Annotated in this window: 19 protein-coding genes; 11 read left to right on the top strand and 8 right to left on the bottom strand. The window is 54.1% G+C overall.

From position 1 onward, the window contains the following. Window positions 1-9 precede the first annotated feature (9 nt). Window positions 10-801, top strand: a complete 792-nt coding sequence (locus OGX84_RS05320) for a DUF2950 family protein (RefSeq protein WP_286457550.1) — start codon at window positions 10-12, stop codon at window positions 799-801. A 125-nt stretch (window positions 802-926) separates the two neighbouring features. Here OGX84_RS05320 and lpdA read toward each other — a convergent pair whose 3' ends face one another. The 4 genes from lpdA to pdhR all read right to left on the bottom strand — a co-directional run bounded on the left by lpdA (window position 927) and on the right by pdhR (window position 8,049). After that, window positions 927-2,351, bottom strand: a complete 1,425-nt coding sequence (gene lpdA / locus OGX84_RS05315) for a dihydrolipoyl dehydrogenase (protein ID WP_047463778.1) — start codon at window positions 2,349-2,351, stop codon at window positions 927-929. Window positions 2,352-2,553: 202 nt separating this feature from the next. Then, the gene (gene aceF, locus OGX84_RS05310; RefSeq protein ID WP_047458895.1) at window positions 2,554-4,443 is read right to left on the bottom strand and encodes a pyruvate dehydrogenase complex dihydrolipoyllysine-residue acetyltransferase; all 1,890 of its coding nucleotides are present in this window, start codon (window positions 4,441-4,443) and stop codon (window positions 2,554-2,556) included. Window positions 4,444-4,457: 14 nt separating this feature from the next. Continuing rightward, the gene (gene aceE / locus OGX84_RS05305) at window positions 4,458-7,121 is read right to left on the bottom strand and encodes a pyruvate dehydrogenase (acetyl-transferring), homodimeric type (protein WP_012134048.1); all 2,664 of its coding nucleotides are present in this window, start codon (window positions 7,119-7,121) and stop codon (window positions 4,458-4,460) included. Window positions 7,122-7,284: 163 nt separating this feature from the next. Next, window positions 7,285-8,049: a pyruvate dehydrogenase complex transcriptional repressor PdhR gene (gene pdhR / locus OGX84_RS05300; RefSeq protein ID WP_012134049.1), complete on the bottom strand. Its 765-nt coding sequence runs from the start codon at window positions 8,047-8,049 to the stop codon at window positions 7,285-7,287. Window positions 8,050-8,588: 539 nt separating this feature from the next. Between pdhR and aroP the strand changes: the two genes are divergently transcribed. The 3 genes from aroP to OGX84_RS05285 all read left to right on the top strand — a co-directional run bounded on the left by aroP (window position 8,589) and on the right by OGX84_RS05285 (window position 12,474). Further along, window positions 8,589-9,962 carry an aromatic amino acid transporter AroP gene (gene aroP, locus OGX84_RS05295; protein ID WP_012134051.1) on the top strand — a complete coding sequence of 458 codons (1,374 nt, stop codon included), beginning with the start codon at window positions 8,589-8,591 and terminating at the stop codon, window positions 9,960-9,962. 155 nt (window positions 9,963-10,117) lie between these two features. After that, a complete protein-coding gene (locus tag OGX84_RS05290; protein ID WP_047458898.1) occupies window positions 10,118-11,524 on the top strand; it encodes a glycoside-pentoside-hexuronide (GPH):cation symporter in 1,407 nt (468 codons plus the stop codon). Beyond that, entirely contained in the window at window positions 11,524-12,474 is a 951-nt protein-coding gene (locus OGX84_RS05285) for a glycoside hydrolase family 43 protein (protein ID WP_049008867.1), read from the top strand. The genes OGX84_RS05290 and OGX84_RS05285 overlap by 1 nt, the downstream gene beginning before the upstream one ends. 89 nt (window positions 12,475-12,563) lie before the next feature. On the opposite strand, the gene ampE is transcribed toward OGX84_RS05285, so the two are convergent. Together ampE and ampD are read right to left on the bottom strand one after the other, a co-directional pair. After that, the gene (gene ampE / locus OGX84_RS05280; RefSeq protein ID WP_049008868.1) at window positions 12,564-13,418 is read right to left on the bottom strand and encodes a beta-lactamase regulator AmpE; all 855 of its coding nucleotides are present in this window, start codon (window positions 13,416-13,418) and stop codon (window positions 12,564-12,566) included. Continuing rightward, window positions 13,415-13,978, bottom strand: a complete 564-nt coding sequence (gene ampD, locus OGX84_RS05275; protein WP_012134055.1) for a 1,6-anhydro-N-acetylmuramyl-L-alanine amidase AmpD — start codon at window positions 13,976-13,978, stop codon at window positions 13,415-13,417. The genes ampE and ampD overlap by 4 nt, the downstream gene beginning before the upstream one ends. A gap of 87 nt (window positions 13,979-14,065) precedes the next feature. Between ampD and nadC the strand changes: the two genes are divergently transcribed. The 4 genes from nadC to hofC all read left to right on the top strand — a co-directional run bounded on the left by nadC (window position 14,066) and on the right by hofC (window position 18,229). Further along, the gene (nadC, locus tag OGX84_RS05270; protein WP_104869076.1) at window positions 14,066-14,959 is read left to right on the top strand and encodes a carboxylating nicotinate-nucleotide diphosphorylase; all 894 of its coding nucleotides are present in this window, start codon (window positions 14,066-14,068) and stop codon (window positions 14,957-14,959) included. Between the two features lie 244 nt (window positions 14,960-15,203). Then, window positions 15,204-15,641 carry a prepilin peptidase-dependent pilin gene (ppdD, locus tag OGX84_RS05265; protein WP_012134057.1) on the top strand — a complete coding sequence of 146 codons (438 nt, stop codon included), beginning with the start codon at window positions 15,204-15,206 and terminating at the stop codon, window positions 15,639-15,641. A 10-nt stretch (window positions 15,642-15,651) separates the two neighbouring features. Further along, window positions 15,652-17,037: a type II secretion system protein GspE gene (gspE, locus tag OGX84_RS05260; protein ID WP_024130708.1), complete on the top strand. Its 1,386-nt coding sequence runs from the start codon at window positions 15,652-15,654 to the stop codon at window positions 17,035-17,037. After that, window positions 17,027-18,229 carry a protein transport protein HofC gene (gene hofC, locus OGX84_RS05255; RefSeq protein ID WP_112001183.1) on the top strand — a complete coding sequence of 401 codons (1,203 nt, stop codon included), beginning with the start codon at window positions 17,027-17,029 and terminating at the stop codon, window positions 18,227-18,229. Before gspE ends, hofC begins: the two co-directional genes overlap by 11 nt. A 33-nt stretch (window positions 18,230-18,262) precedes the next feature. Here hofC and OGX84_RS05250 read toward each other — a convergent pair whose 3' ends face one another. Next, window positions 18,263-19,306, bottom strand: coding sequence for a GMP reductase (locus tag OGX84_RS05250; protein ID WP_012134060.1), 1,044 nt, complete (start codon window positions 19,304-19,306; stop codon window positions 18,263-18,265). 225 nt (window positions 19,307-19,531) lie between these two features. Between OGX84_RS05250 and coaE the strand changes: the two genes are divergently transcribed. From coaE to yacG, 3 genes are read left to right on the top strand one after another with little or no spacing between them, the layout of a single operon-like run. Then, the gene (gene coaE / locus OGX84_RS05245; RefSeq protein WP_112001185.1) at window positions 19,532-20,152 is read left to right on the top strand and encodes a dephospho-CoA kinase; all 621 of its coding nucleotides are present in this window, start codon (window positions 19,532-19,534) and stop codon (window positions 20,150-20,152) included. Beyond that, entirely contained in the window at window positions 20,152-20,895 is a 744-nt protein-coding gene (gene zapD, locus OGX84_RS05240; protein WP_012134063.1) for a cell division protein ZapD, read from the top strand. Before coaE ends, zapD begins: the two co-directional genes overlap by 1 nt. 9 nt (window positions 20,896-20,904) lie before the next feature. Continuing rightward, window positions 20,905-21,099, top strand: a complete 195-nt coding sequence (yacG, locus tag OGX84_RS05235) for a DNA gyrase inhibitor YacG (protein WP_012134064.1) — start codon at window positions 20,905-20,907, stop codon at window positions 21,097-21,099. A gap of 88 nt (window positions 21,100-21,187) precedes the next feature. Here the strand turns inward: yacG and mutT are convergent, their stop codons facing one another. Then, window positions 21,188-21,577 (bottom strand): 8-oxo-dGTP diphosphatase MutT, encoded by a 390-nt coding sequence (gene mutT / locus OGX84_RS05230; protein WP_047458913.1) that lies wholly within the window; start codon window positions 21,575-21,577, stop codon window positions 21,188-21,190. Window positions 21,578-21,617 lie beyond the last annotated feature (40 nt).

The raw sequence follows: 21,617 nt of genomic DNA, 5'->3' as shown, positions 1-21,617 counted from the left end.
GAGTCGATGATGAAAAAAATCCTGTTAAGCCCCCTGCTGCTGTCGCTGCCGTTGTTGAGCTACGCGCAACAACGCTTCCCTTCGCCTGACGACGCGGCAACGGCGTTCGCGACCGCAGTCGCCACACAAAACGAGGCGCAGTTGACGGCGCTATTGGGCGACAACTGGCGACAGTTTCTGCCGCAGGAAGGCGCCGACCCCGAAGCCGTTGCCCGCTTTAACCGCGACTGGAAAATCAGCCACCGTATCGTACAGCAAGACGATACCGCGCACCTGAACGTCGGGCGCGACGAGTGGCAACTGCCTGTACCGATGATGAAAGATGCTGATGGCTGGCATTTTGATATGGCGGCCGCACAGGACGAGATCCTCACCCGCGCCATCGGCCGCAATGAACTGTCGGCGATAGAAGCGATGCGCGCCTATGTGGATGCCCAATACGATTACTGGCAACGCAAACAGAGGTTCGCGACAAAACTCATCAGTAGCAAAGGTCAGCAGGATGGACTGTACTGGCCGGCACAACCCGGCGAGATGCCCAGCCCGTTAGGCCCGGCATTCAGTCCTTCGGCACCCGGTGAGGGTTATCACGGCTACCATTTCCGCATTATTCCCGATAGCACAGAGAACGGTTTCGCCCTGCTGGCCTGGCCGGTAATTTGGGGGAAGACGGGCGTCATGAGCTTTATGGTGAATCAGGACGATAAGGTGTATCAGGCGAACCTGGGAAGAGAGACGGAGAAGAACGTCGCGACAATCAATAAATTCAATGCCGATGCCCACTGGCAGACCGTTGAGTAAAAGCGGTTATCAAAGATTACAGGCCGGATAAGGCGTTGATGCCGCCATCCGGCAAAACCCGGGGCAGGATTTGACCCAATAAAAAAGCGGCCGCTAAGCCGCTTTTTCTTTATCAACTCAGAAGATTATTTCTTCTTCGCTTTCGGGTTCGGCAGGTCGGTGATGCTGCCTTCGAACACTTCGGCTGCCAGGCCAACGGACTCGTGCAGAGTCGGGTGAGCGTGGATAGTCAGCGCGATGTCTTCAGCATCACAGCCCATCTCGATCGCCAGACCGATTTCGCCCAGCAGCTCGCCGCCGTTGGTGCCGACAATCGCACCACCGATAACACGGTGAGATTCTTTGTCGAAAATCAGCTTGGTCATACCGTCTGCGCAGTCAGAAGCGATAGCACGGCCAGATGCAGCCCACGGGAAGGTGGCGGTTTCGTAGCTGATGCCTTTCTCTTTCGCTTCTTTCTCCGTCAGACCTACCCATGCAACTTCTGGCTCAGTGTAGGCGATGGACGGAATAACTTTCGGATCGAAGTAGTGTTTCTTACCGGCGATAACTTCAGCGGCAACGTGACCTTCGTGAACACCTTTGTGCGCCAGCATCGGCTGACCGACGATATCGCCGATAGCAAAGATGTGCGGTACGTTAGTGCGCAGCTGTTTGTCTACGCGGATGAAGCCACGGTCGTCAACTTCTACGCCAGCCTTGCCAGCATCGAGGTTTTTACCGTTCGGCACACGGCCGATAGCCACCAGCACCGCATCGTAACGCTGTGCTTCTGCTGGTGCTTTTTTGCCTTCCATGGAAACGTAAATACCGTCTTCTTTCGCTTCAACGGCAGTCACTTTGGTTTCCAGCATCAGGTTGAATTTCTTGCCGATGCGTTTGGTGAAGACTTTAACGATGTCTTTGTCAGCCGCCGGGATAACCTGGTCGAACATTTCAACCACGTCGATCTCTGAACCCAGCGCATGGTACACCGTACCCATTTCCAGACCGATGATACCGCCGCCCATAACCAGCAGACGTTTCGGTACGGATTTCAGTTCCAGTGCGTCGGTGGAGTCCCAGACGCGCGGATCTTCGTGCGGAATAAACGGCAGTTGGATCGGACGGGAACCTGCTGCGATAATCGCGTTGTCGAAGTTGATCACGGTTTTGCCGTTCTCGCCTTCCACTTCCAGGGTGTTGGCCCCGGTGAATTTACCCAGACCGTTTACCACTTTCACTTTACGGCCTTTCGCCATACCAGCCAGACCGCCGGTCAGTTGAGTGATAACTTTCTCTTTCCAGGTACGAATTTTGTCGATATCGGTTTTCGGCTCGCCAAAAACGATACCGTGTTCAGCCAGTGCTTTGGCTTCTTCGATAACTTTTGCTACGTGCAGAAGAGCTTTAGAAGGGATACAGCCGACGTTCAGACAAACACCGCCAAGGGTGTTGTAACGTTCTACGATTACGGTTTCCAGACCTAAATCAGCGCAACGGAAGGCAGCAGAGTAACCTGCCGGGCCTGCCCCAAGTACCACGACCTGAGTTTTGATTTCAGTACTCATCATGACCTCTTAATTTATTCCCGGCGATCCCTGGTCTTGTCGCCCATCATCCACCGGGTCGTTCTATCCGCCCGTATTTTACAAAATTGTTAACAATTTTGAAACAACAAACGGCAACCGATTTGTCTTTCGCACGATAACCTCACTCACTTCATGAGATTACCAGAAAAAAGCCGGCCATCAGGCCGACTTTTTTGCTTGCTTACATCACCAGACGGCGAATGTCAGACAGCGTGTTGTTGATGATGGTGATAAAGCGAGCACCATCAGCACCGTCAATCACGCGGTGGTCGAAGGAGAGAGAAATCGGCATCATCAGACGCGGAGTAAACTCTTTACCATTCCACACCGGTTCCATTGCGGACTTAGAAACGCCGAGGATAGCCACTTCCGGCGCGTTCACAATCGGCGCGAAGTGGGTGGTGCCCAGGCCGCCGATGCTGGAGATAGTGAAGCAACCGCCCTGCATTTCGCCAGCGGTCAGCTTACCATCACGCGCTTTCTTAGAGATGGTCGTCAGTTCACGGGACAGCTCAGTAATGCTCTTCTTGTTCACATCTTTGAACACCGGAACAACCAGACCGTTCGGCGTGTCGACCGCGACACCAATGTTGATGTACTTCTTCAACGTCAGGCGCTGACCGTCTTCAGACAGAGAGCTGTTGAAGCGCGGCATCTGTTCCAGAGCAGCGGCAACGGCTTTCATGATGAAGACCACTGGCGTGAATTTCACGTCCAGCTTACGTTTTTCAGCTTCCGCATTCTGCTGCTTACGGAACGCTTCCAGATCGGTGATATCCGTTTTGTCGAAGTGCGTAACGTGCGGGATCATCACCCAGTTACGGCTCAGGTTAGCACCAGAGATTTTCTGGATGCGGCCCAGTTCAACTTCTTCCACTTCACCAAACTTGCTGAAGTCCACTTTCGGCCACGGCAGCAGACCCGGCAGAGAACCGCCGGTTGCGCCCGCTGGCGCGGATTCAGCGCGCTTGATAGCGTCTTTCACGTAAGCCTGAACGTCTTCGCGCAGGATACGACCTTTACGGCCAGTACCCTTCACTTTCGCCAGGTTAACGCCAAACTCGCGCGCCAGGCGGCGAATCAGCGGGGTCGCGTGAACGTAAGCGTCGTTTTCAGCAAACTCAGATTTGCCTTCCGCTTTTGCCGCAGGCGCAGCGGCCGGTTTAGCGGCCTGAGCAGGTGCAGCGGCAGGTGCCGGAGCAGCAGCCGGAGCCGCGGCAGGGGCAGCGCCTTCCACTTCGAAGACCATAATCAGAGAGCCGGTAGACACTTTGTCGCCAACGTTAACTTTCAGCTCTTTAACCACGCCCGCGAACGGCGCCGGCACTTCCATAGAGGCCTTGTCGCCTTCTACGGTGATCAGCGACTGTTCAGCTTCAACTTTATCACCGACTTTAACCATCACTTCGGTGACTTCAACTTCGTCGCCGCCGATGTCCGGTACGTTAACGTCTTTCGCGCCAGCTGCTGCTGCCGGAGCCGCCGCTGCTGGTGCTGCCGCCTGAGCGGGCGCAGCAGCAGGCGCAGCGCCCGCTACTTCGAAGACCATGATCAGAGAGCCGGTAGACACTTTATCGCCAGCGTTGACTTTGATCTCTTTAACCGTACCCGCGAACGGCGCCGGCACTTCCATAGAGGCTTTGTCGCCTTCTACGGTGATCAGCGACTGCTCAGCCGCAACGGTGTCGCCCACTTTCACCAGGATCTCGGTGACTTCAACTTCGTCGCCGCCGATATCCGGTACGTGTACGTCTTTCGCTGCCGCAGCAGCAGGAGCGGCTGCCGGAGCGGCTTCTTTCTTCTCTTCTGCCGGAGCAGGCGCAGCGTCAGCTGCACCGTCGGCGGAATCGAAAATCATGATAAGTGCGCCCGTCGCGGTTTTGTCGCCAACAGAGACTTTAATCTCTTTAACGACGCCCGCCTGCGGCGATGGAACTTCCATAGAAGCCTTGTCGCCTTCTACGGTGATCAGCGACTGTTCAGCTTCAACTTTGTCGCCCACTTTGACCAGGATCTCGGTGATTTCAACTTCATCAGCCCCGATGTCCGGTACGTTGATTTCGATAGCCATTATTCTTTTACCTCTTACGCCAGACGCGGGTTAACTTTATCTGCATCGATGTTGAATTTGGTGATGGCTTCCGCTACCACTTTCTTATCGATTTCGCCACGTTTAGCCAGCTCGCCCAGAGCCGCAACAACCACATAAGATGCATCCACTTCGAAGTGGTGACGCAGGTTCTCACGGCTGTCAGAGCGGCCGAAACCGTCAGTACCCAGTACACGGTAATCATCAGCCGGTACATAAGTACGAACCTGCTCGGCGAACAGTTTCATATAGTCAGTCGATGCCACTGCCGGCGCGTCGTTCATTACCTGAGCAATGTACGGAACGCGTGGAGTTTCCAGCGGGTGCAGCATGTTCCAGCGCTCACAATCCTGGCCATCACGCGCCAGTTCAGTGAAGGAGGTGACGCTGTAAACGTCAGAACCTACGCCGTAATCTTTCGCCAGGATCTCTGCTGCTTCACGAACGTGACGCAGGATAGAACCGGAGCCCAGCAGCTGAACTTTACCTTTCTTACCTTCGAGGGTTTCGAGTTTGTAGATACCTTTACGGATACCTTCCTCAGCACCTTCCGGCATGGCTGGCATGTGGTAGTTTTCGTTCAGCGTGGTGATGTAGTAGTAAACGTTCTCTTGTTTCTCACCGTACATACGCTCCAGACCATCGTGCATGATGACCGCAACTTCGTACGCGTAAGACGGATCGTAAGAGATACAGTTCGGGATAGTCAGAGACTGAATGTGGCTGTGACCATCTTCGTGCTGCAAACCTTCGCCGTTCAGCGTAGTACGACCGGAAGTACCACCGATCAGGAAGCCGCGCGCCTGTTGGTCACCTGCTGCCCAGCACAGGTCGCCGATACGCTGGAACCCGAACATGGAGTAGTAGATGTAGAACGGGATCATCGGCAGGTTGTTGGTGCTGTAAGAGGTCGCAGCGGCCAGCCAGGAAGAACCTGCGCCCAGCTCGTTGATGCCTTCCTGCAAAATCTGACCTTTCTCGTCTTCTTTGTAGTAAGCAACCTGCTCACGGTCCTGCGGGGTGTACTGCTGGCCGTTCGGGCTGTAAATACCGATCTGACGGAACAGACCTTCCATACCGAAAGTACGCGCTTCGTCGGCGATGATCGGAACCAGACGATCTTTGATCGACTTGTTTTTCAGCATCACGTTCAGGGCACGAACGAAAGCGATAGTGGTGGAGATCTCTTTGTTCTGCTCTTCCAGCAGCGCGCCGAAGTCTTCCAGGGTCGGCAGTTCCAGCTTCTCAGTGAAATTCGGCTGGCGGCTCGGCAGGTAGCCGTGCAGTTTCTGACGCTGTGCGTGCAGATAAGTGTGCTCTTCAGAACCTTCCGGGAAGGTAATGTACGGCAGTTTTTCGATATCAGCATCGGATACCGGCACGTTGAAACGATCGCGGACGTAACGAACGCCGTCCATGTTCATTTTCTTAACCTGGTGCGCGATGTTTTTACCTTCGGCAGTGTCACCCATGCCATAACCTTTGATGGTATGGGCCAGGATTACTGTTGCTTTGCCTTTGGTTTCCTGCGCTTTTTTCAGTGCAGCGTAGACTTTCTTCGGATCGTGACCACCACGGTTCAGTGCCCAGATCTGCTCATCAGTCCAGTCAGCAACCAGGGCTGCGGTTTCTGGATATTTACCGAAGAAGTGCTCACGTACGTAAGCGCCATCTTTGGATTTGAAGGTCTGGTAGTCGCCGTCAACGGTTTCGTTCATCAGCTGGATCAGTTTACCGCTGGTGTCTTTACGCAGCAGCTCATCCCAACGACCGCCCCACATCACTTTGATCACGTTCCAGCCAGCGCCGTCAAAGATGCCTTCCAGTTCGTTAACGATCTTGCCGTTACCGGTTACCGGGCCGTCCAGACGTTGCAGGTTACAGTTGATGATGAAGACCAGGTTGTCCAGTTTCTCACGGGTGGCGATGGTGATAGCCCCTTTGGATTCCGGCTCGTCCATCTCGCCGTCGCCCAGGAAAGCGTAAACGGTCTGTTTGGACGTGTCTTTCAGACCACGGTGTTCCAGATATTTCAGGAATTTAGCCTGGTAGATCGCACCGATTGGGCCCAGACCCATAGATACGGTCGGGAACTGCCAGAATTCCGGCATCAGTTTCGGGTGCGGGTAGGAAGAGAGTCCTTTGCCATGAACTTCCTGACGGAAGTTGTCCATCTGTTCTTCAGTCAGACGGCCTTCCAGGAATGCGCGTGCATACACGCCCGGGGAGATGTGGCCCTGGAAGTATACCAGGTCGCCGCCATCCTGCTCATTGCGTGCGCGGAAGAAGTGGTTGAAGCAAACATCATAAACAGTTGCGGAAGACTGGAAGGAAGCCATGTGGCCACCCAGTTCGAGGTCTTTTTTAGACGCACGCAGTACGGTCATGATGGCGTTCCAGCGGATAGCTGAACGGATACGACGCTCCAGTTCCAGATTGCCCGGGTATTCCGGTTCATCTTCAACGGCAATAGTGTTTACATAGTTGCTAGCCCCTGCACCTGCCGCTACTTTCACGCCGCCTTTGCGGGCTTCAGAAAGAAGCTGGTCAATCAGATACTGAGCACGCTCAACACCTTCTTCACGGATGACCGATTCGATCGCCTGTAGCCAGTCGCGAGTTTCGATCGGATCCACGTCATTTGGGAAACGTTCTGACATGGGGGTATTCCTTATCTATCTAATACGTTGATTTGTCTGGAACCTGTCCCATTGAGCTTTCGCTAGAAAGCGCAATAAGACAGGTTCTGCGTTTAGTTGCCGCGCGCTATAATTTGCGCTTGATTTACAACATCTTCTGGTTAACGTTCTGCCAGAAAAATCACTAATTCTTTCGTTGCTCCAGACGGCGTAAGGCGCGTTCACGACGGCTTTCCTCACGGCTTCTGTCCAGGAGAATCTCTTCGATAAACGCCAGGTGACGATGCGACGCTTCACGCGCATCGATCGGGTTACCGGCGATGATCGCTTCAAAAATACGGGTGCGATGACTGCTCACCAGCGGAAGCATCTCCCGGCGCGCATACAGCAATTCAAAGTTCTGACGAACGTTTTGCGCCAGCATCGGCTCCATACACCTTAGCAGATGGAGCAGCACCACATTGTGCGCCGCTTCGGTGACAGCGATTTGATACTGGAGAACCGCGTCGGATTCGGCATCCAGATCGCCGGACTGTTGAGCAAGCTCGATAGCATGATGGAGTTCACGAATGCGGGTTTTGTCTTCATCCGTGCTACGCAATGCCGCGTAATAAGCGGCAATGCCTTCCAGCGCATGGCGCGTCTCAAGCAGGTCAAATTGGGATTCAGGATGATCGGAGAGCAGTTCTACCAGTGGGTCGCTAAAGCTCTGCCACAGACTGCTCTGTACAAAAGTTCCGCCGCCCTGGCGACGAAGCAGCAAACCCTTCGCTTCGAGACGTTGGATCGCCTCGCGTAAAGAGGGGCGGGAGACGTCGAACTGTTTAGCCAGTTCACGTTCCGGTGGGAGTTTTTCGCCGGGGCGCAAAGTCCCCTCAAGAATTAAAAACTCCAGCTGCTGCTCAATCACATCGGATAGTTTTGGTTGGCGGATTTTGCTGTAGGCCATGATTTCCTGTCTTAAGCCATTTGCCCGGAGTCAATTGGTCTTACCAATTTCACGTTCGTGACGCTAAAGTAACAAAGTATTCACCTTCTGTCCATACAGGTTTTGATTGAAATCAGTAAACCACGCACATTTTAACAAGATTACAGAAATAACGTTTCAAAGATGTAACTATGCACAAATGTTAAATTTACTCCCCCGGGAGTAGATTTAACGTAATTGAAACGAGGAAAAATTTTATCTGAACCGATTCAACCGCTTATTTAATGACTTTATATTCACAAATAATGAATAAATATTTATCAGCTAAAATTTGAGGTGGGAGAGGTGGTATTTACAAATGGTTTCTTTTTATTCAACTCGTCATCGTCCCTTCATAAAGCAGGTGCTTTAACGCCCGCATACCATTATTCTTTAGCCGACGAAAGACTTTCGGTAACAATTAAGATTTCATCAGCGTAAACATATTAATACAACAAATGGAATTGCAAACTTACACACGCGTCACTGCGTAGTTCAAAAATAACCACACACGAGGTTTCATGATGGAAGGTCAACAGCATGGTGAGCAGCTAAAGCGCGGTCTTAAAAACCGCCATATCCAGCTAATCGCCCTGGGGGGCGCAATCGGTACCGGGCTGTTTCTGGGCAGCGCATCCGTTATCCAGTCAGCAGGGCCAGGGATTATTCTGGGTTATGCCATCGCGGGCTTTATCGCTTTTCTGATCATGCGTCAGTTAGGTGAAATGGTGGTTGAAGAGCCGGTTGCCGGTTCGTTCAGCCACTTCGCCTATAAATACTGGGGCGGATTTGCAGGCTTCGCTTCCGGCTGGAACTATTGGGTGCTGTATGTGCTGGTTGCAATGGCGGAACTGACGGCGGTCGGGAAATACATTCAGTTCTGGTGGCCTGAAATCCCCACCTGGGTCTCCGCTGCGGCCTTCTTTGTGCTCATCAACGCCATCAACCTGACCAACGTGAAAGTGTTTGGTGAGATGGAGTTCTGGTTTGCCATCATTAAAGTTATCGCAGTGGTGGCGATGATCCTCTTCGGCGGCTGGCTGCTGTTTAGCGGCAACGGCGGCCCGCAGGCAACCGTGCGTAACCTGTGGGAACAGGGCGGCTTTCTGCCGCATGGCTTCACCGGGCTGGTCATGATGATGGCGATTATCATGTTCTCCTTCGGCGGACTGGAGCTGGTCGGGATCACGGCGGCGGAAGCGGACAACCCGGAGCAAAGCATTCCGAAAGCGACGAACCAGGTTATCTACCGTATTTTGATTTTCTATATTGGTTCGCTGGCGGTGCTGCTTTCTCTGCTGCCGTGGACGCGCGTAACGGCGGATACCAGCCCGTTCGTCCTGATCTTCCACGAACTGGGCGATACCCTCGTAGCCAACGCGCTGAATATCGTGGTACTGACCGCGGCGCTGTCCGTCTATAACAGCTGCGTATACTGCAACAGCCGTATGCTGTTCGGCCTGGCTCAGCAGGGCAACGCGCCGAAAGTGTTTTTAAGCGTGGATAAACGCGGCGTACCGGTGAACACCATTCTGGTTTCCGCACTGGTTACCGCGCTCTGCGTGCTGATTAACTATATGGCGCCGGACTCGGCATTTGGCTTGCTGATGGCGCTGGTGGTCTCTGCTCTGGTGATCAACTGGGCAATGATCAGCCTCGCGCACATAAAGTTCCGTCGCGCCAAACAGCAGCAGGGAGTGAAAACTCGCTTCCCGGCGCTGTTCTACCCGCTGGGTAACTGGGTCTGCCTGCTGTTTATGGCGGCGGTGCTGGTCATTATGCTGATGACGCCAGGCATGGCCATCTCGGTCTACCTGATTCCGGTGTGGATTGTCATTCTGGGCGTAGGCTATCTGTGTAAACAGAAAACCGCAAAAACCGTTAAAGCGCATTAATCCCCACAGCCCTCACTTGCAAGAGTGAGGGTTGCAACCTGCCTCACATTTTCCTCTGTATAGCCATTTTATCCATATCAGCGGCGTTATCCTGCAACGCAATTACTTCGCTTGCGCAGAATAATTCTCTACATCATCTGATGGGAGACGTTTCAATGGAAAAGGGTAAGCTGTCGATAAAAGAAAAAATCGGCTATGGCATGGGTGACGCCGGATGCAACATCATCTTTGGCGCCATAATGCTGTTTGTTAACTATTTTTATACAGATATTTTTGGGCTGGCTCCCGCTCTGGTCGGTGTATTACTCCTCTCCGTTCGCGTGATTGATGCCGTTACCGACCCGATTATGGGCGCAATCGCCGATCGTACCCAAAGCAAATACGGGCGATTTCGTCCCTGGCTACTGTGGATTGCCTTCCCTTATGCGCTGTTCAGCATCCTGATGTTCACCACCCCGGAATGGACATATAACAGCAAGGTTATCTATGCGTTTGTCACCTATTTCCTGCTATCGATTACCTACACCGCCATCAATATTCCCTACTGCTCATTAGGCGGCGTCATCACCAACGATCCGCAAGAGCGCGTGGCCTGCCAGTCATACCGTTTTGTGCTGGTCGGGATTGCCACTCTGCTGTTGTCATTAACGCTGCTGCCGATGGTGGAGTGGTTTGGCGGCGACAATAAAGCCAAAGGCTACCAGATGGCGATGACCGTACTGGCGATTATCGGCATGTGCATGTTCCTGTTCTGCTTCGCCACCGTTCGTGAACGCATTCGTCCTGCCGTTCCTACCCATGATGACATGAAGAACGATTTCAAAGACGTATGGAAAAACGATCAATGGGTGCGCATCCTGCTGCTGACATTGTGCAACGTCTGTCCGGGTTTTATCCGCATGGCGGCAACCATGTATTACGTGACCTGGGTAATGGGGCAAAGCACTCACTTCGCCACCCTTTTCATTAGCCTTGGCGTGGTGGGAATGATGATCGGCAGTATGCTGGCGAAAGTGCTGACCGACCGCTGGTGCAAACTGAAGGTCTTCTTCTGGACCAATATCGCGCTGGCGCTGTTCTCCTGCGCCTTTTACTTCTTCGATCCAAAAGCCACTACGCTTATCGTGGTGCTTTACTTCCTGCTTAACATCCTGCATCAGATCCCTTCCCCGCTGCACTGGTCGCTGATGGCAGACGTCGATGACTACGGCGAATGGAAAACCGGCAAGCGCATCACCGGCATCAGTTTTTCCGGCAACCTGTTCTTCCTGAAACTGGGTCTGGCGATTGCCGGAGCAATGGTCGGTTTCCTGTTATCCTGGTATGGCTACGACGCTGGCGCCAAAGCGCAGAGCGACACGGCAATCGGCGGTATTGTTCTGCTCTTCACGGTGATCCCCGGCGTCGGCTATCTGATCACCGCCGGCGTGGTTCGCCTGCTGAAAGTGGATCGCGAACTGATGAAACAGATTCAGAAGGACCTGGAAAAACGCCGCGCCAACTACCGCGAGCTCAACGATGACCCGCAATTTAACGTCGCTGAAACAGTAAGGAAAGCCTGATGCAAAACTGGCCCAACCCGTTTATTGAACAACGCGCCGATCCGTTTATTCTTCGCGACGGCAACCATTATTACTTTATCGCCTCGGTGCCGGAGTATGACCGGCTGGAGATCCGTCGGGCAAACTCGCTGGAAAACTTACGCACCGCCTCCCCTGTCGTCGTCTGGCGTAAACCTGAAAGCGGCCCGATGTGCGAGCTTATCTGGGCGCCAGAGATTCACCGCATCGACGGCAAGTGGTACATCTATTTCGCCGCCGCGCATACCCAGGCGCTCGACAAACTGGGAATGTTCCAGCACCGTATGTTTGTCCTGGAGTGTACAGATGCCGACCCGCTCAGCGGCGTCTGGGAAGAAAAAGGTCAGATCAAAACACCATTTGATACCTTCGCGCTGGATGCCACGACTTTTAGCCATCAGGGAAAACAGTGGTATTTGTGGGCGCAGAAAGCGCCGGATATCGCCGGAAATTCCAATATCTATCTTGCCGGGCTGGAAAATCCGTGGACGATCAAAGGCGCGCCGGTGATGCTCAGCAAGCCGGAATATGACTGGGAGTGTCGGGGTTTTCGCGTCAATGAAGGGCCTGCGGTTATCACGCACGGCGATAAGCTGTTTATCAGCTATTCCGCCAGCGCCACCGACGAAAACTACTGTATGGGTCTGCTGTGGATTGATATGCATGCCGATCCGCAAAATCCGGCAAACTGGCACAAATCACCGCGTCCGGTCTTTACCACCAGCAATGAAAACCGCCAGTATGGGCCAGGGCACAACAGCTTTACCCAAACGCCGGAAGGCGATGATGTACTGGTCTACCATGCACGAAATTATACGGAGATTGAAGGCGATCCGCTGTACGATCCGAACCGTCATACCCGCCTGAAGCTGATTCGCTGGGACGAAAACGGAATGCCAGATTTTGGCATCCCGCCTGCGGATACCGTCTGAGCACGTTGCCCGGCGGCGCTGCGCTTACCGGGCCTACAGTCCGTGCAAACGTAGGCCGGATAAGCGCAGCGCCATCCGGCAAAACGACATTACACCAGCGCTCCGTAAATGGTCAGAAGTGCGATCGCCACCACCACCACCAGAGACGTTTTCTTCGCCATTGAGACAGCGGCTTTCGGCGTTTCGACCTTATCCGTGTGCGGCTCGCGGGCCAGTGAGAACTGCGCCAGACGCGTCAACACCTGGTACTGAGACGTGCGCAGATCCGCCAGCGAAACAAACCAGGCGGGCAGCGCCTTCTCGCCATGCCCCAGCAGCGCATAAACCACGCCAGCCAGACGCACCGGAATCCAGTCCAGAACATGAAGAATCGCGTCAATGCCGGACTGCAAACGTTGATGCGGCGTTTGATAACGCGCCAGCCAGGACTGCCAGGCGCGCAGAAACGCATAGCCGACCAGCGTCACCGGCCCCCACGGGCCGCCGACAATAAACCAGAACAGCGGCGCCAGATAGAAGCGGAAATTTATCCAGAGCAGCGCATTTTGCAGCTCGCGCAAAAACTCCCGTTCATTGCAGTCTGGCGGCACGCCGTGGATCAGCGTCAGTTCGTTAGCCATCGCTTCACGGGCATGGGCATCATTACGGGAAGCTGCGTTCAGGTACGCGTGATAATGCAGACGAACCTTCCCTGCACCAATACACAACACACCAATCAGTATCCAGACCACCAGCGTGGGAGCGTTAAACAGTAAACCTTCCAGCGCACGCAGCAGCAGGAACGTCACCGCCATCGCAACAATCGTCATCCCCAACGTACGCACCATCGAAAAATGCGTCGTCCGGCGGAACAGGACCTCCAGTCGGTGGTCGAGATGCCAGTGCTCACCCAGCTTGAACAGGCGCTCAACAATCAGCACCAGTAATGTCGTAAACAGCGTCATGTCATCTCCTTGTGTGACGAGGCGGTGACCAGCGCGCGAAACTTCGCCCAGTCGAAAGACGGACCGGGATCGGTTTTACGCTCAGGCGCAATATTGCAGTGTCCGGTCATGTTGTCGGCTATCGCCGGGTAAAGCGCAATCAGCGTGCGCGTCACGGCGGCCAGTTGCTGATACTGCGCATCGGTATAAGCCAGCGTGTCCGTTCCCTCCAGCTCTATACCAATGGAAAAATCATTACAGCGCTCACGCCCCTGATAGTTCGACACGCCCGCATGCCAGGCACGTTTATCGAAAGGGACATACTGCACAATTTCGCCATCGCGGCGAATCAGACAATGTGCCGAAACGCGCAAATGGGCAATCTCGGCAAAAAAAGGATGGGCAGCGGGATCGAGTGTTCCGGTGAATAGCGCATCAATCCACGGACCGCCAAACTCGCCTGGCGGCAGGCTGATATTGTGCACCACCAGCAAAGAAGGGGTTTCGTCATCCGGGCGGCAGTCAAAATGGGGAGAGGGGACGCGTCGCGCCTCCGCCAGCCAGCCCTTGTCTAACAGCATACAGAACCTCCTTTTATATGGTGCAGTTATCCGGTTCAGAGTAGCATGTTTCTACCTTATGATTCGTTACCAATTTGGAGTTTTATCATGCCGCCTCGCCGCTACAACCCCGACTACCGACGTGACGCGCTGTTGGAACGCATAAATCTGGATATCCCCACCGCTGTCGCCCAGGCGCTGCGTGAAGATTTAGGCGGAGAAGTTGACGCAAATAACGATATTACCGCGCAGCTTTTACCGGAGAACACCCGTTCTCACGCCACGGTGATTACCCGTGAAGATGGCGTATTCTGCGGAAAACGTTGGGTAGAAGAGGTCTTTATTCAACTGGCCGGCGATGATGTCAGCATCACCTGGCGCGTACAGGACGGCGACAGCATTAAAACCAACCAGCCGCTGTTTGAACTGGACGGCCCGTCTCGCATCCTGCTGACCGGCGAGCGCACCGCGTTGAACTTTGTTCAGACGCTTTCCGGCGTCGCAAGCGAAGTCCGTAAATACGTTGATTTGCTGGCGGGGACAAAAACGCAACTGCTGGACACCCGCAAAACCCTGCCGGGTCTGCGAACCGCATTAAAATACGCCGTATTGTGCGGCGGCGGCGCGAATCACCGTCTGGGGCTTTCCGACGCCTTTCTGATTAAAGAGAACCACATCATCGCTTCCGGCTCAGTGCGTCAGGCGGTCGAGAAAGCCTTCTGGCTGCATCCTGATGTGCCGGTTGAAGTTGAAGTTGAGAATCTGGATGAGCTGGACGACGCGCTGAAAGCGGGCGCAGACATCATCATGCTGGATAACTTCGAAACGGATCAGATGCGTGAAGCGGTGAAACGCACCAACGGACAGGCGCGGCTGGAAGTTTCCGGCAATGTCACTGATGAAACCCTGCGCGAATTTGCCGAAACCGGCGTGGATTTTATCTCCGTTGGCGCGCTGACCAAACATGTGAGAGCGCTCGATCTCTCCATGCGTTTTCGCTAACGCCGAATTGTCATGCCCGATGGCGCTTCGCTTATCGGGCCTACAAATGATGTAAATCCGTAGGCCGGATAAGGCGTTTACGCCGCCATCCGGCACATTTTTTCGAGCGGCCTCGCAAACCTGTTGCCTTGCTATGCAACCCGCTAACAATCTTCTGAATCCTCTTTCCCGTTTCGATTTTTGCCGCTCGCGAATTATCCCCTACGTTTGTCAAAGTAGCGCCTGTTAACTCAAGGAGCAGACAATGGACAAACAACGCGGATTTACGCTTATCGAACTGATGGTGGTGATCGGCATTATCGCCATCCTGAGCGCCATCGGCATTCCGGCCTACCAGAACTACCTGCGCAAAGCCGCACTGACGGATATGTTGCAGACATTCGTTCCTTACCGCACCGCCGTCGAACTCTGCGCGCTGGAACACGGCGGCATTACAACCTGCGACGCCAGCAGCAACGGCATCCCCTCTCCGACCACCACCCGCTATGTCTCTGGCATGAGCATAGAAAAAGGCGTGGTAATGCTCACCGGGCAGGAGAGTCTCAACGGCCTGAGCATCACCATGACGCCCAACTGGGATAACGCCAACGGCATCACCGGCTGGACGCGCAGTTGCAACATCCAGAGCGACAGCGCGCTGCAACAGGCTTGTGAAGATGTTTTCCGCTTTGACGCCAGCTAAGGAGAACGCGATGAACATCACGCAACTTACGGCGCTGTGCCTGCGTCATCAGGGAATATTGCTCGATGCCGATAACGAGGTGGTTCACGTCGCTGTCGTGGATTCACCGTCCCATGAACTGCTGGACGCCCTGCACTTTGCCACAACAAAGCGGATCGACATTGTCTGCTGGACTCGTCAACAAATGGAAGGCCATATGCATAAGCCCCGAAAAATGCTCCCGGCCGTCATCGCCGACGATAGCCGCACGGCGGCGGAACTTTTGCAGCAGACGCTGGAATCCGCTCTGGCAAAACGCGCTTCCGACATCCACATTGAACCTGCGGAAAACCACTACCGAATCAGGCTGCGCGTGGATGGCGTACTTCATGCCTTGCCCGGCGTGTCATCCGTCACCGGCGCGGCACTGACGGCAAGGTTAAAGGTACTGGGCAATCTGGATATTGCCGAACATCGACTCCCGCAAGACGGGCAATTTACCGTGACGCTTGCGGGCAATGCGGTTTCATTTCGTGTCGCGGTCCTCCCCTGCCGGGACGGTGAGAAAGTGGTGCTGCGGTTACTTCACCAGGTCGAGCAGGCGCTTGATCTCAACGCGTTAGGCATGCCTGATACGCAACTCGCCCTGTTCATGCAGGCACTACGGCAACCGCAGGGACTGGTTCTGGTAACTGGCCCTACCGGCAGTGGAAAAACCGTAACGCTCTACAGCGCGCTACAGGCGCGCAACACCCAGGATGTGAATCTCTGTAGCGTAGAAGACCCGGTCGAAATCCCTGTCGAGGGCCTTAATCAGACACAAATTCATCCGCGCGCCGGACTTACTTTTCAGAGCGTATTACGCGCGCTGCTGCGTCAGGACCCCGACATTATAATGGTGGGCGAAATCCGTGATGGCGAAACGGCAGAAATTGCGATTAAAGCCGCGCAAACCGGCCACCTGGTGCTGTCCACGCTGCACACCAACTCCACCAGTGAAACGCTGATACGTTTACAACAGATGGGCGTCGCGCGTTGGATGATCTCATCCGCCCTGACGCTGGTCGTCGCCCAGCGACTGGTCAGAAAATTATGTCCGTACTGCCGTCATCTTGCCGCAGAGTCTGTCTCACTTCCCGCCGCGCTATGGCCTACCACGCTTCCCCGCTGGCAAGCACCCGGTTGCGAACGTTGCTACCACGGATTTTATGGGCGTACCGCACTCTTCGAGGTTTTACCTGTTACGCCCGCATTGCGACAGTTGCTTATCAACAATGCAACCGTTGAGGCGCTGGAGTCCTGCGCCCGACAGGAAGGGATGAGTACGCTTTTTGAGAACGGCTGTCATGCGGTTGAACAAGGATTGACGACCTTTGAAGAACTCCTGCGCGTTCTGGGGCTACCCCATGTCGGCTAAACAGCTTTGGCGCTGGCAAGGGATTAACGCCACGGGCCATTCGGAAGAAGGGGCCTTATGGGCTGACGATCGTGCCGCACTGCTCGTTGCTCTGGAACATCAGCACATCATGCCGATACGCGCAAAACGCTTGAGCATTAAAGCGGCACACTGGCGCGCAGAGCAAAGCGCGGAGATCGTCCACCAACTGGCGACGCTTCTCAAAGCGGGGCTTACGCTTTCCGAAGGACTGACATTGCTTGCCGGGCAGCATCCCAGTCGACAATGGCAGGCGCTGCTGCAAACGCTGGCCCATAACCTGGAGCAAGGCGCCCCGCTTTCTTCCGCGCTGGCGCAATGGCCGCAGGTCTTTCCTCCACTCTATCAGGCGATGATCCGTACCGGGGAACTTACCGGAAAACTCGATGAATGCTGCTTTGAGCTGGCGCGTCAGCAAAATGCCCAAAAACAGCTTGCTGACAAAGTCAAAAAAGCGCTGCGTTATCCCATCATAATTCTGACGATGGCCGTGATGGTTGTTTTCGCCATGCTGCACTTTGTCCTGCCAGAGTTTGCCGCTATCTACCGGACATTCAATACGCCGTTACCGGCACTGACGCAGGGCATCATCACACTGGCGCAGTGGAGTGCCCAATGGGGCTGGCTGATGGCGCTGCTCGGTATCGCAACGGGGGTAATCTACGGTTTGATAATAAAAAAACCGTACTGGCAGATTCAACGCCAGCGTCTTCTGCTGCGCTGTCCCGTTATTGCACGCCTGGTCAGAGGCCAAAAACTCACGCAGATTTTCACCATCCTGGCATTAACGCAACGCGCCGGAATCCCCTTTTCACAAGGGCTGGAAAGTGTCGCAGAAACCCTGAATTGCCCTTACTGGTCTCAGCGTTTAGCTCAGGTTCATCGCGATATTCATGCCGGAAAACCGGTCTGGCAGGCGCTTAAAAATGCCGGTGAGTTCAGCCCATTGTGCATACAGTTGGTCATGACCGGTGAAACTTCCGGCGCGCTGGATGCAATGTTGCATAACCTTGCCCGGCACCACGGCGAGAATACGCTATCGCTGGCGGATAACCTGGCGGCGCTACTGGAACCCGCCTTGCTTGTTATCACAGGGGTCATTATTGGTACGTTGGTCGTGGCAATGTATTTGCCCGTTTTCCATCTGGGGGATGCGATGAGCGGTATGGGATAATGCTGGCGCATTGTACTGCGCCAGCGCAGGGGATTACAGGCTATTGAAAACGCGGTTTTCTTGTTCCTGTACCCGAATAAACGTCGTGCGTTTCGTCAGCTCTTTCAGACGGGAGGCGCCAACGTAAGTACAGGCTGAACGCAGGCCGCCGAGGATATCACGCGCGGTGTATTCCACCGGGCCACGCAGCGGCAGCTTAACGGTTTTCCCTTCTGCTGCACGATATTGCGCAACGCCGCCAACGTGACGGGTCATAGCGGATTCAGAACTCATGCCATAGAACAGCATAAATTTCTCGCCATTCTCTTCAACAATTTTACCGCCGCTTTCTTCATGGCCTGCCAGCATACCGCCCAGCATCACGAAATCCGCGCCGCCGCCGAACGCTTTTGCGACATCGCCAGGCATGGTGCAACCGCCATCGCTGACAATCATACCGCCCAGACCATGTGCGGCATCGGCGCATTCAATCACCGCAGAAAGCTGCGGATAGCCCACGCCAGTTTTCACACGCGTGGTACATACGGAGCCAGGACCAATCCCGACTTTTACAATATCCGCGCCGGAGAGAACCAACTCTTCACACATTTCACCGGTCACCACGTTACCGGCACAAATGGTTTTTGTCGGCCATGCTTCACGCGCCTTTGAAACAAACTGCACGAAGTGTTCGGAGTAACCATTTGCCACATCAATACAAACAAAGTTCAGTGCCGGGCTCTGCGCCAGAATCTGTTTGGTTTTTTCGAAATCAGCATCGGAGGTGCCTGTTGAAACCATCACATGCCTGAGAACATCCTCAGAGGCGGTACTGGTGAAGGCGTTCCAGTCCTCAACGGAATAGTGCTTATGTACGGCAGTCAGAATGTCGAACGATGCCAGAGCGCTTGCCATCTCGAAAGTCCCGACGGTGTCCATATTGGCCGCGATAATCGGCACGCCGGACCAGGTCTGACCTGAATGTTTAAAGGTGAATTGACGTTCCAGTTCAACATCAGAACGACTTTTGAGAGTAGAGCGTTTAGGGCGGATAAGAACGTCTTTGAAACCTAATTTCAGATCTTCTTCGATACGCATGTGCGGATTCCTGGGGTTAATGGCAAAAAAGCGAAACTCACAACTCCAGTGACGTTATCATACGCACTAATCAGGCTTGCGCAAGACTGCGAAATTCTCTTTTTTTACGCTACAATCCCATAAATTTACCTGGCGAATAGTAGATAATGCCTACAGTAATATCGCCTTCGTGCGCTCAACTTTTAACCATTTGATTATCAAACCTAAATCCCAGGATCTGGACTTATGAGGTATACAGTAGCCTTAACCGGCGGCATTGGCAGTGGTAAAAGCACCGTTGCGAATGCATTCGCTGACCTCGGAATAAACGTTATCGACGCCGATATTATTGCGCGTCAGGTGGTTGAACCCGGTCAACCCGCCCTTATGGCGATCGCTGAACATTTTGGTTCTGCACTTATCGCGCCAGACGGTTCGCTACAACGCCGGATGTTGCGCGAACGTATCTTTGCCAGTCCTGAAGAGAAATCCTGGCTGAATGCCCTGCTCCATCCGTTAATTCAGCAGGAAACCCGGCGTCAGTTTCAGCAGGCAACGTCCCCTTACGTGCTATGGGTTGTGCCCCTGCTCGTCGAAAATGCGCTGTATAAACAAGCCAATCGCGTTCTGGTGGTCGACGTGACGCCCGAAACGCAGCTCTTGCGAACCATGCAGCGCGATGATGTGACGCGTGAACATGTTGAACAAATTCTGGCTGCCCAGGCAACGCGTGAAGCACGCCTTACCGTGGCAGATGATGTTATTGATAATAATGGCGCACCGGACGCTATCGCGTCGGATGTCGCCCGCCTGCACGCGCGCTATTTACAGCTTGCGTCGCAGTTTGTCTCACAGGAAAAACCGTAATGCACACCCAGGTCCTTTTTGAACACCCTCTCAATGAGAAGATGCGTACATGGCTGCGCATTGAGTTTCTGATTCAGCAACTCTCCGTCAATTTGCCCCTTGCAGATCATGCGGACGCTCTGCATTTTTTCCGTAACATCGGGGATTTGCTGGATGTGTTCGAACGTGGTGAAGTGCGGACCGAGTTGCTAAAAGAGCTTGAGCGTCAGCAGCGCAAACTTCAGGCCTGGGTTGAAGTGCCGGGGGTTGACCAGAGTCGAATTGAGGCTCTGCGCCAGCAATTGAAGACGGCGGGCAGCATTTTGATTTCAGCTCCGCGTATCGGGCAGCAGCTACGTGAAGATCGCCTGATTGCTCTGGTTCGTCAGCGCCTGAGTATTCCTGGCGGTTGTTGTAGTTTTGATTTGCCGACCCTGCATATCTGGCTGCATTTGCCGCAGGAACAGCGTGATGCGCAGGTTGAAACCTGGATCGCCAGCCTGAATCCGCTCAATCAGGCATTAACGCTGATCCTGGATTTGATTCGTAATTCCTCGCCGTTCCGTAAGCAAACCAGCCTGAATGGTTTTTATCAGGACAATGGCGATGATGCCGACCTGCTGCGTTTGCAACTGGCGCTTGATTCACAGCTCTATCCACAAATTTCCGGGCATAAGAGCCGCTTTGCGATTCGCTTTATGCCGCTGGATAGCGAAAATGGCCTGGTGCCTGAGCGCCTCGATTTCGAACTGGCATGTTGTTAAGGAGTAAAGATGTCAGAAACTATCACCGTTAACTGCCCAACCTGCGGGAAAACCGTTGTCTGGGGCGAAGTGAGTCCGTTCCGTCCATTTTGTTCTAAACGCTGCCAGTTGATCGATCTCGGCGAGTGGGCCGCTGAAGAGAAGCGTATTCCAAGCTCTGGCGACTTGTCAGAAAGCGACGACTGGAGTGAAGAGCAGAAGTAATTCCACTAAAACGTAGGGCGGGCAAGCGTAGCGCCCCCGCCATAATTTGCCGGATGGCGGCGTTGCCTTATCCGGCCTACAAACACCATTAGCCAGCAATCAGCTTTTCAATTACTGGCGCATTCGCGGGCGGGAAATCTTCCGCATTCAGAGCATCTTGCGCAATCCACCGCCCCGGTTGCCCCTCTTTTCCCCACGGCTCCCCTTCCCAGTGATCAACTAACCAAAACCACAGTGTGATGTGCCTGTCCGGGAACTGATATTCCAGCTTTTCAAATAGCGTCGCTTCACGCGGGGTGATCCCCACTTCTTCCTGCAACTCCCGGATCAGCGCCTGCTCCGGCGTTTCGCCCGCTTCGATTTTCCCGCCGGGAAACTCCAGTTTGTTGGCCATATGAGCATCGACCGCACGTTGGGTAATAAAAATTTCGTGGTTCGGGTTGCGAATAATCCCGACAGCGATTTGCAGTTTTTTCATACGGTTACATCCATAAAAAAGGCGCAGTCACCTGCGCCTC

Source organism: Citrobacter sp. CK202, assembly GCF_030333225.1.
GTDB lineage: Bacteria > Pseudomonadota > Gammaproteobacteria > Enterobacterales > Enterobacteriaceae > Citrobacter_B > Citrobacter_B koseri.
This window is presented reverse-complemented; position numbering and strand designations above follow the sequence as displayed.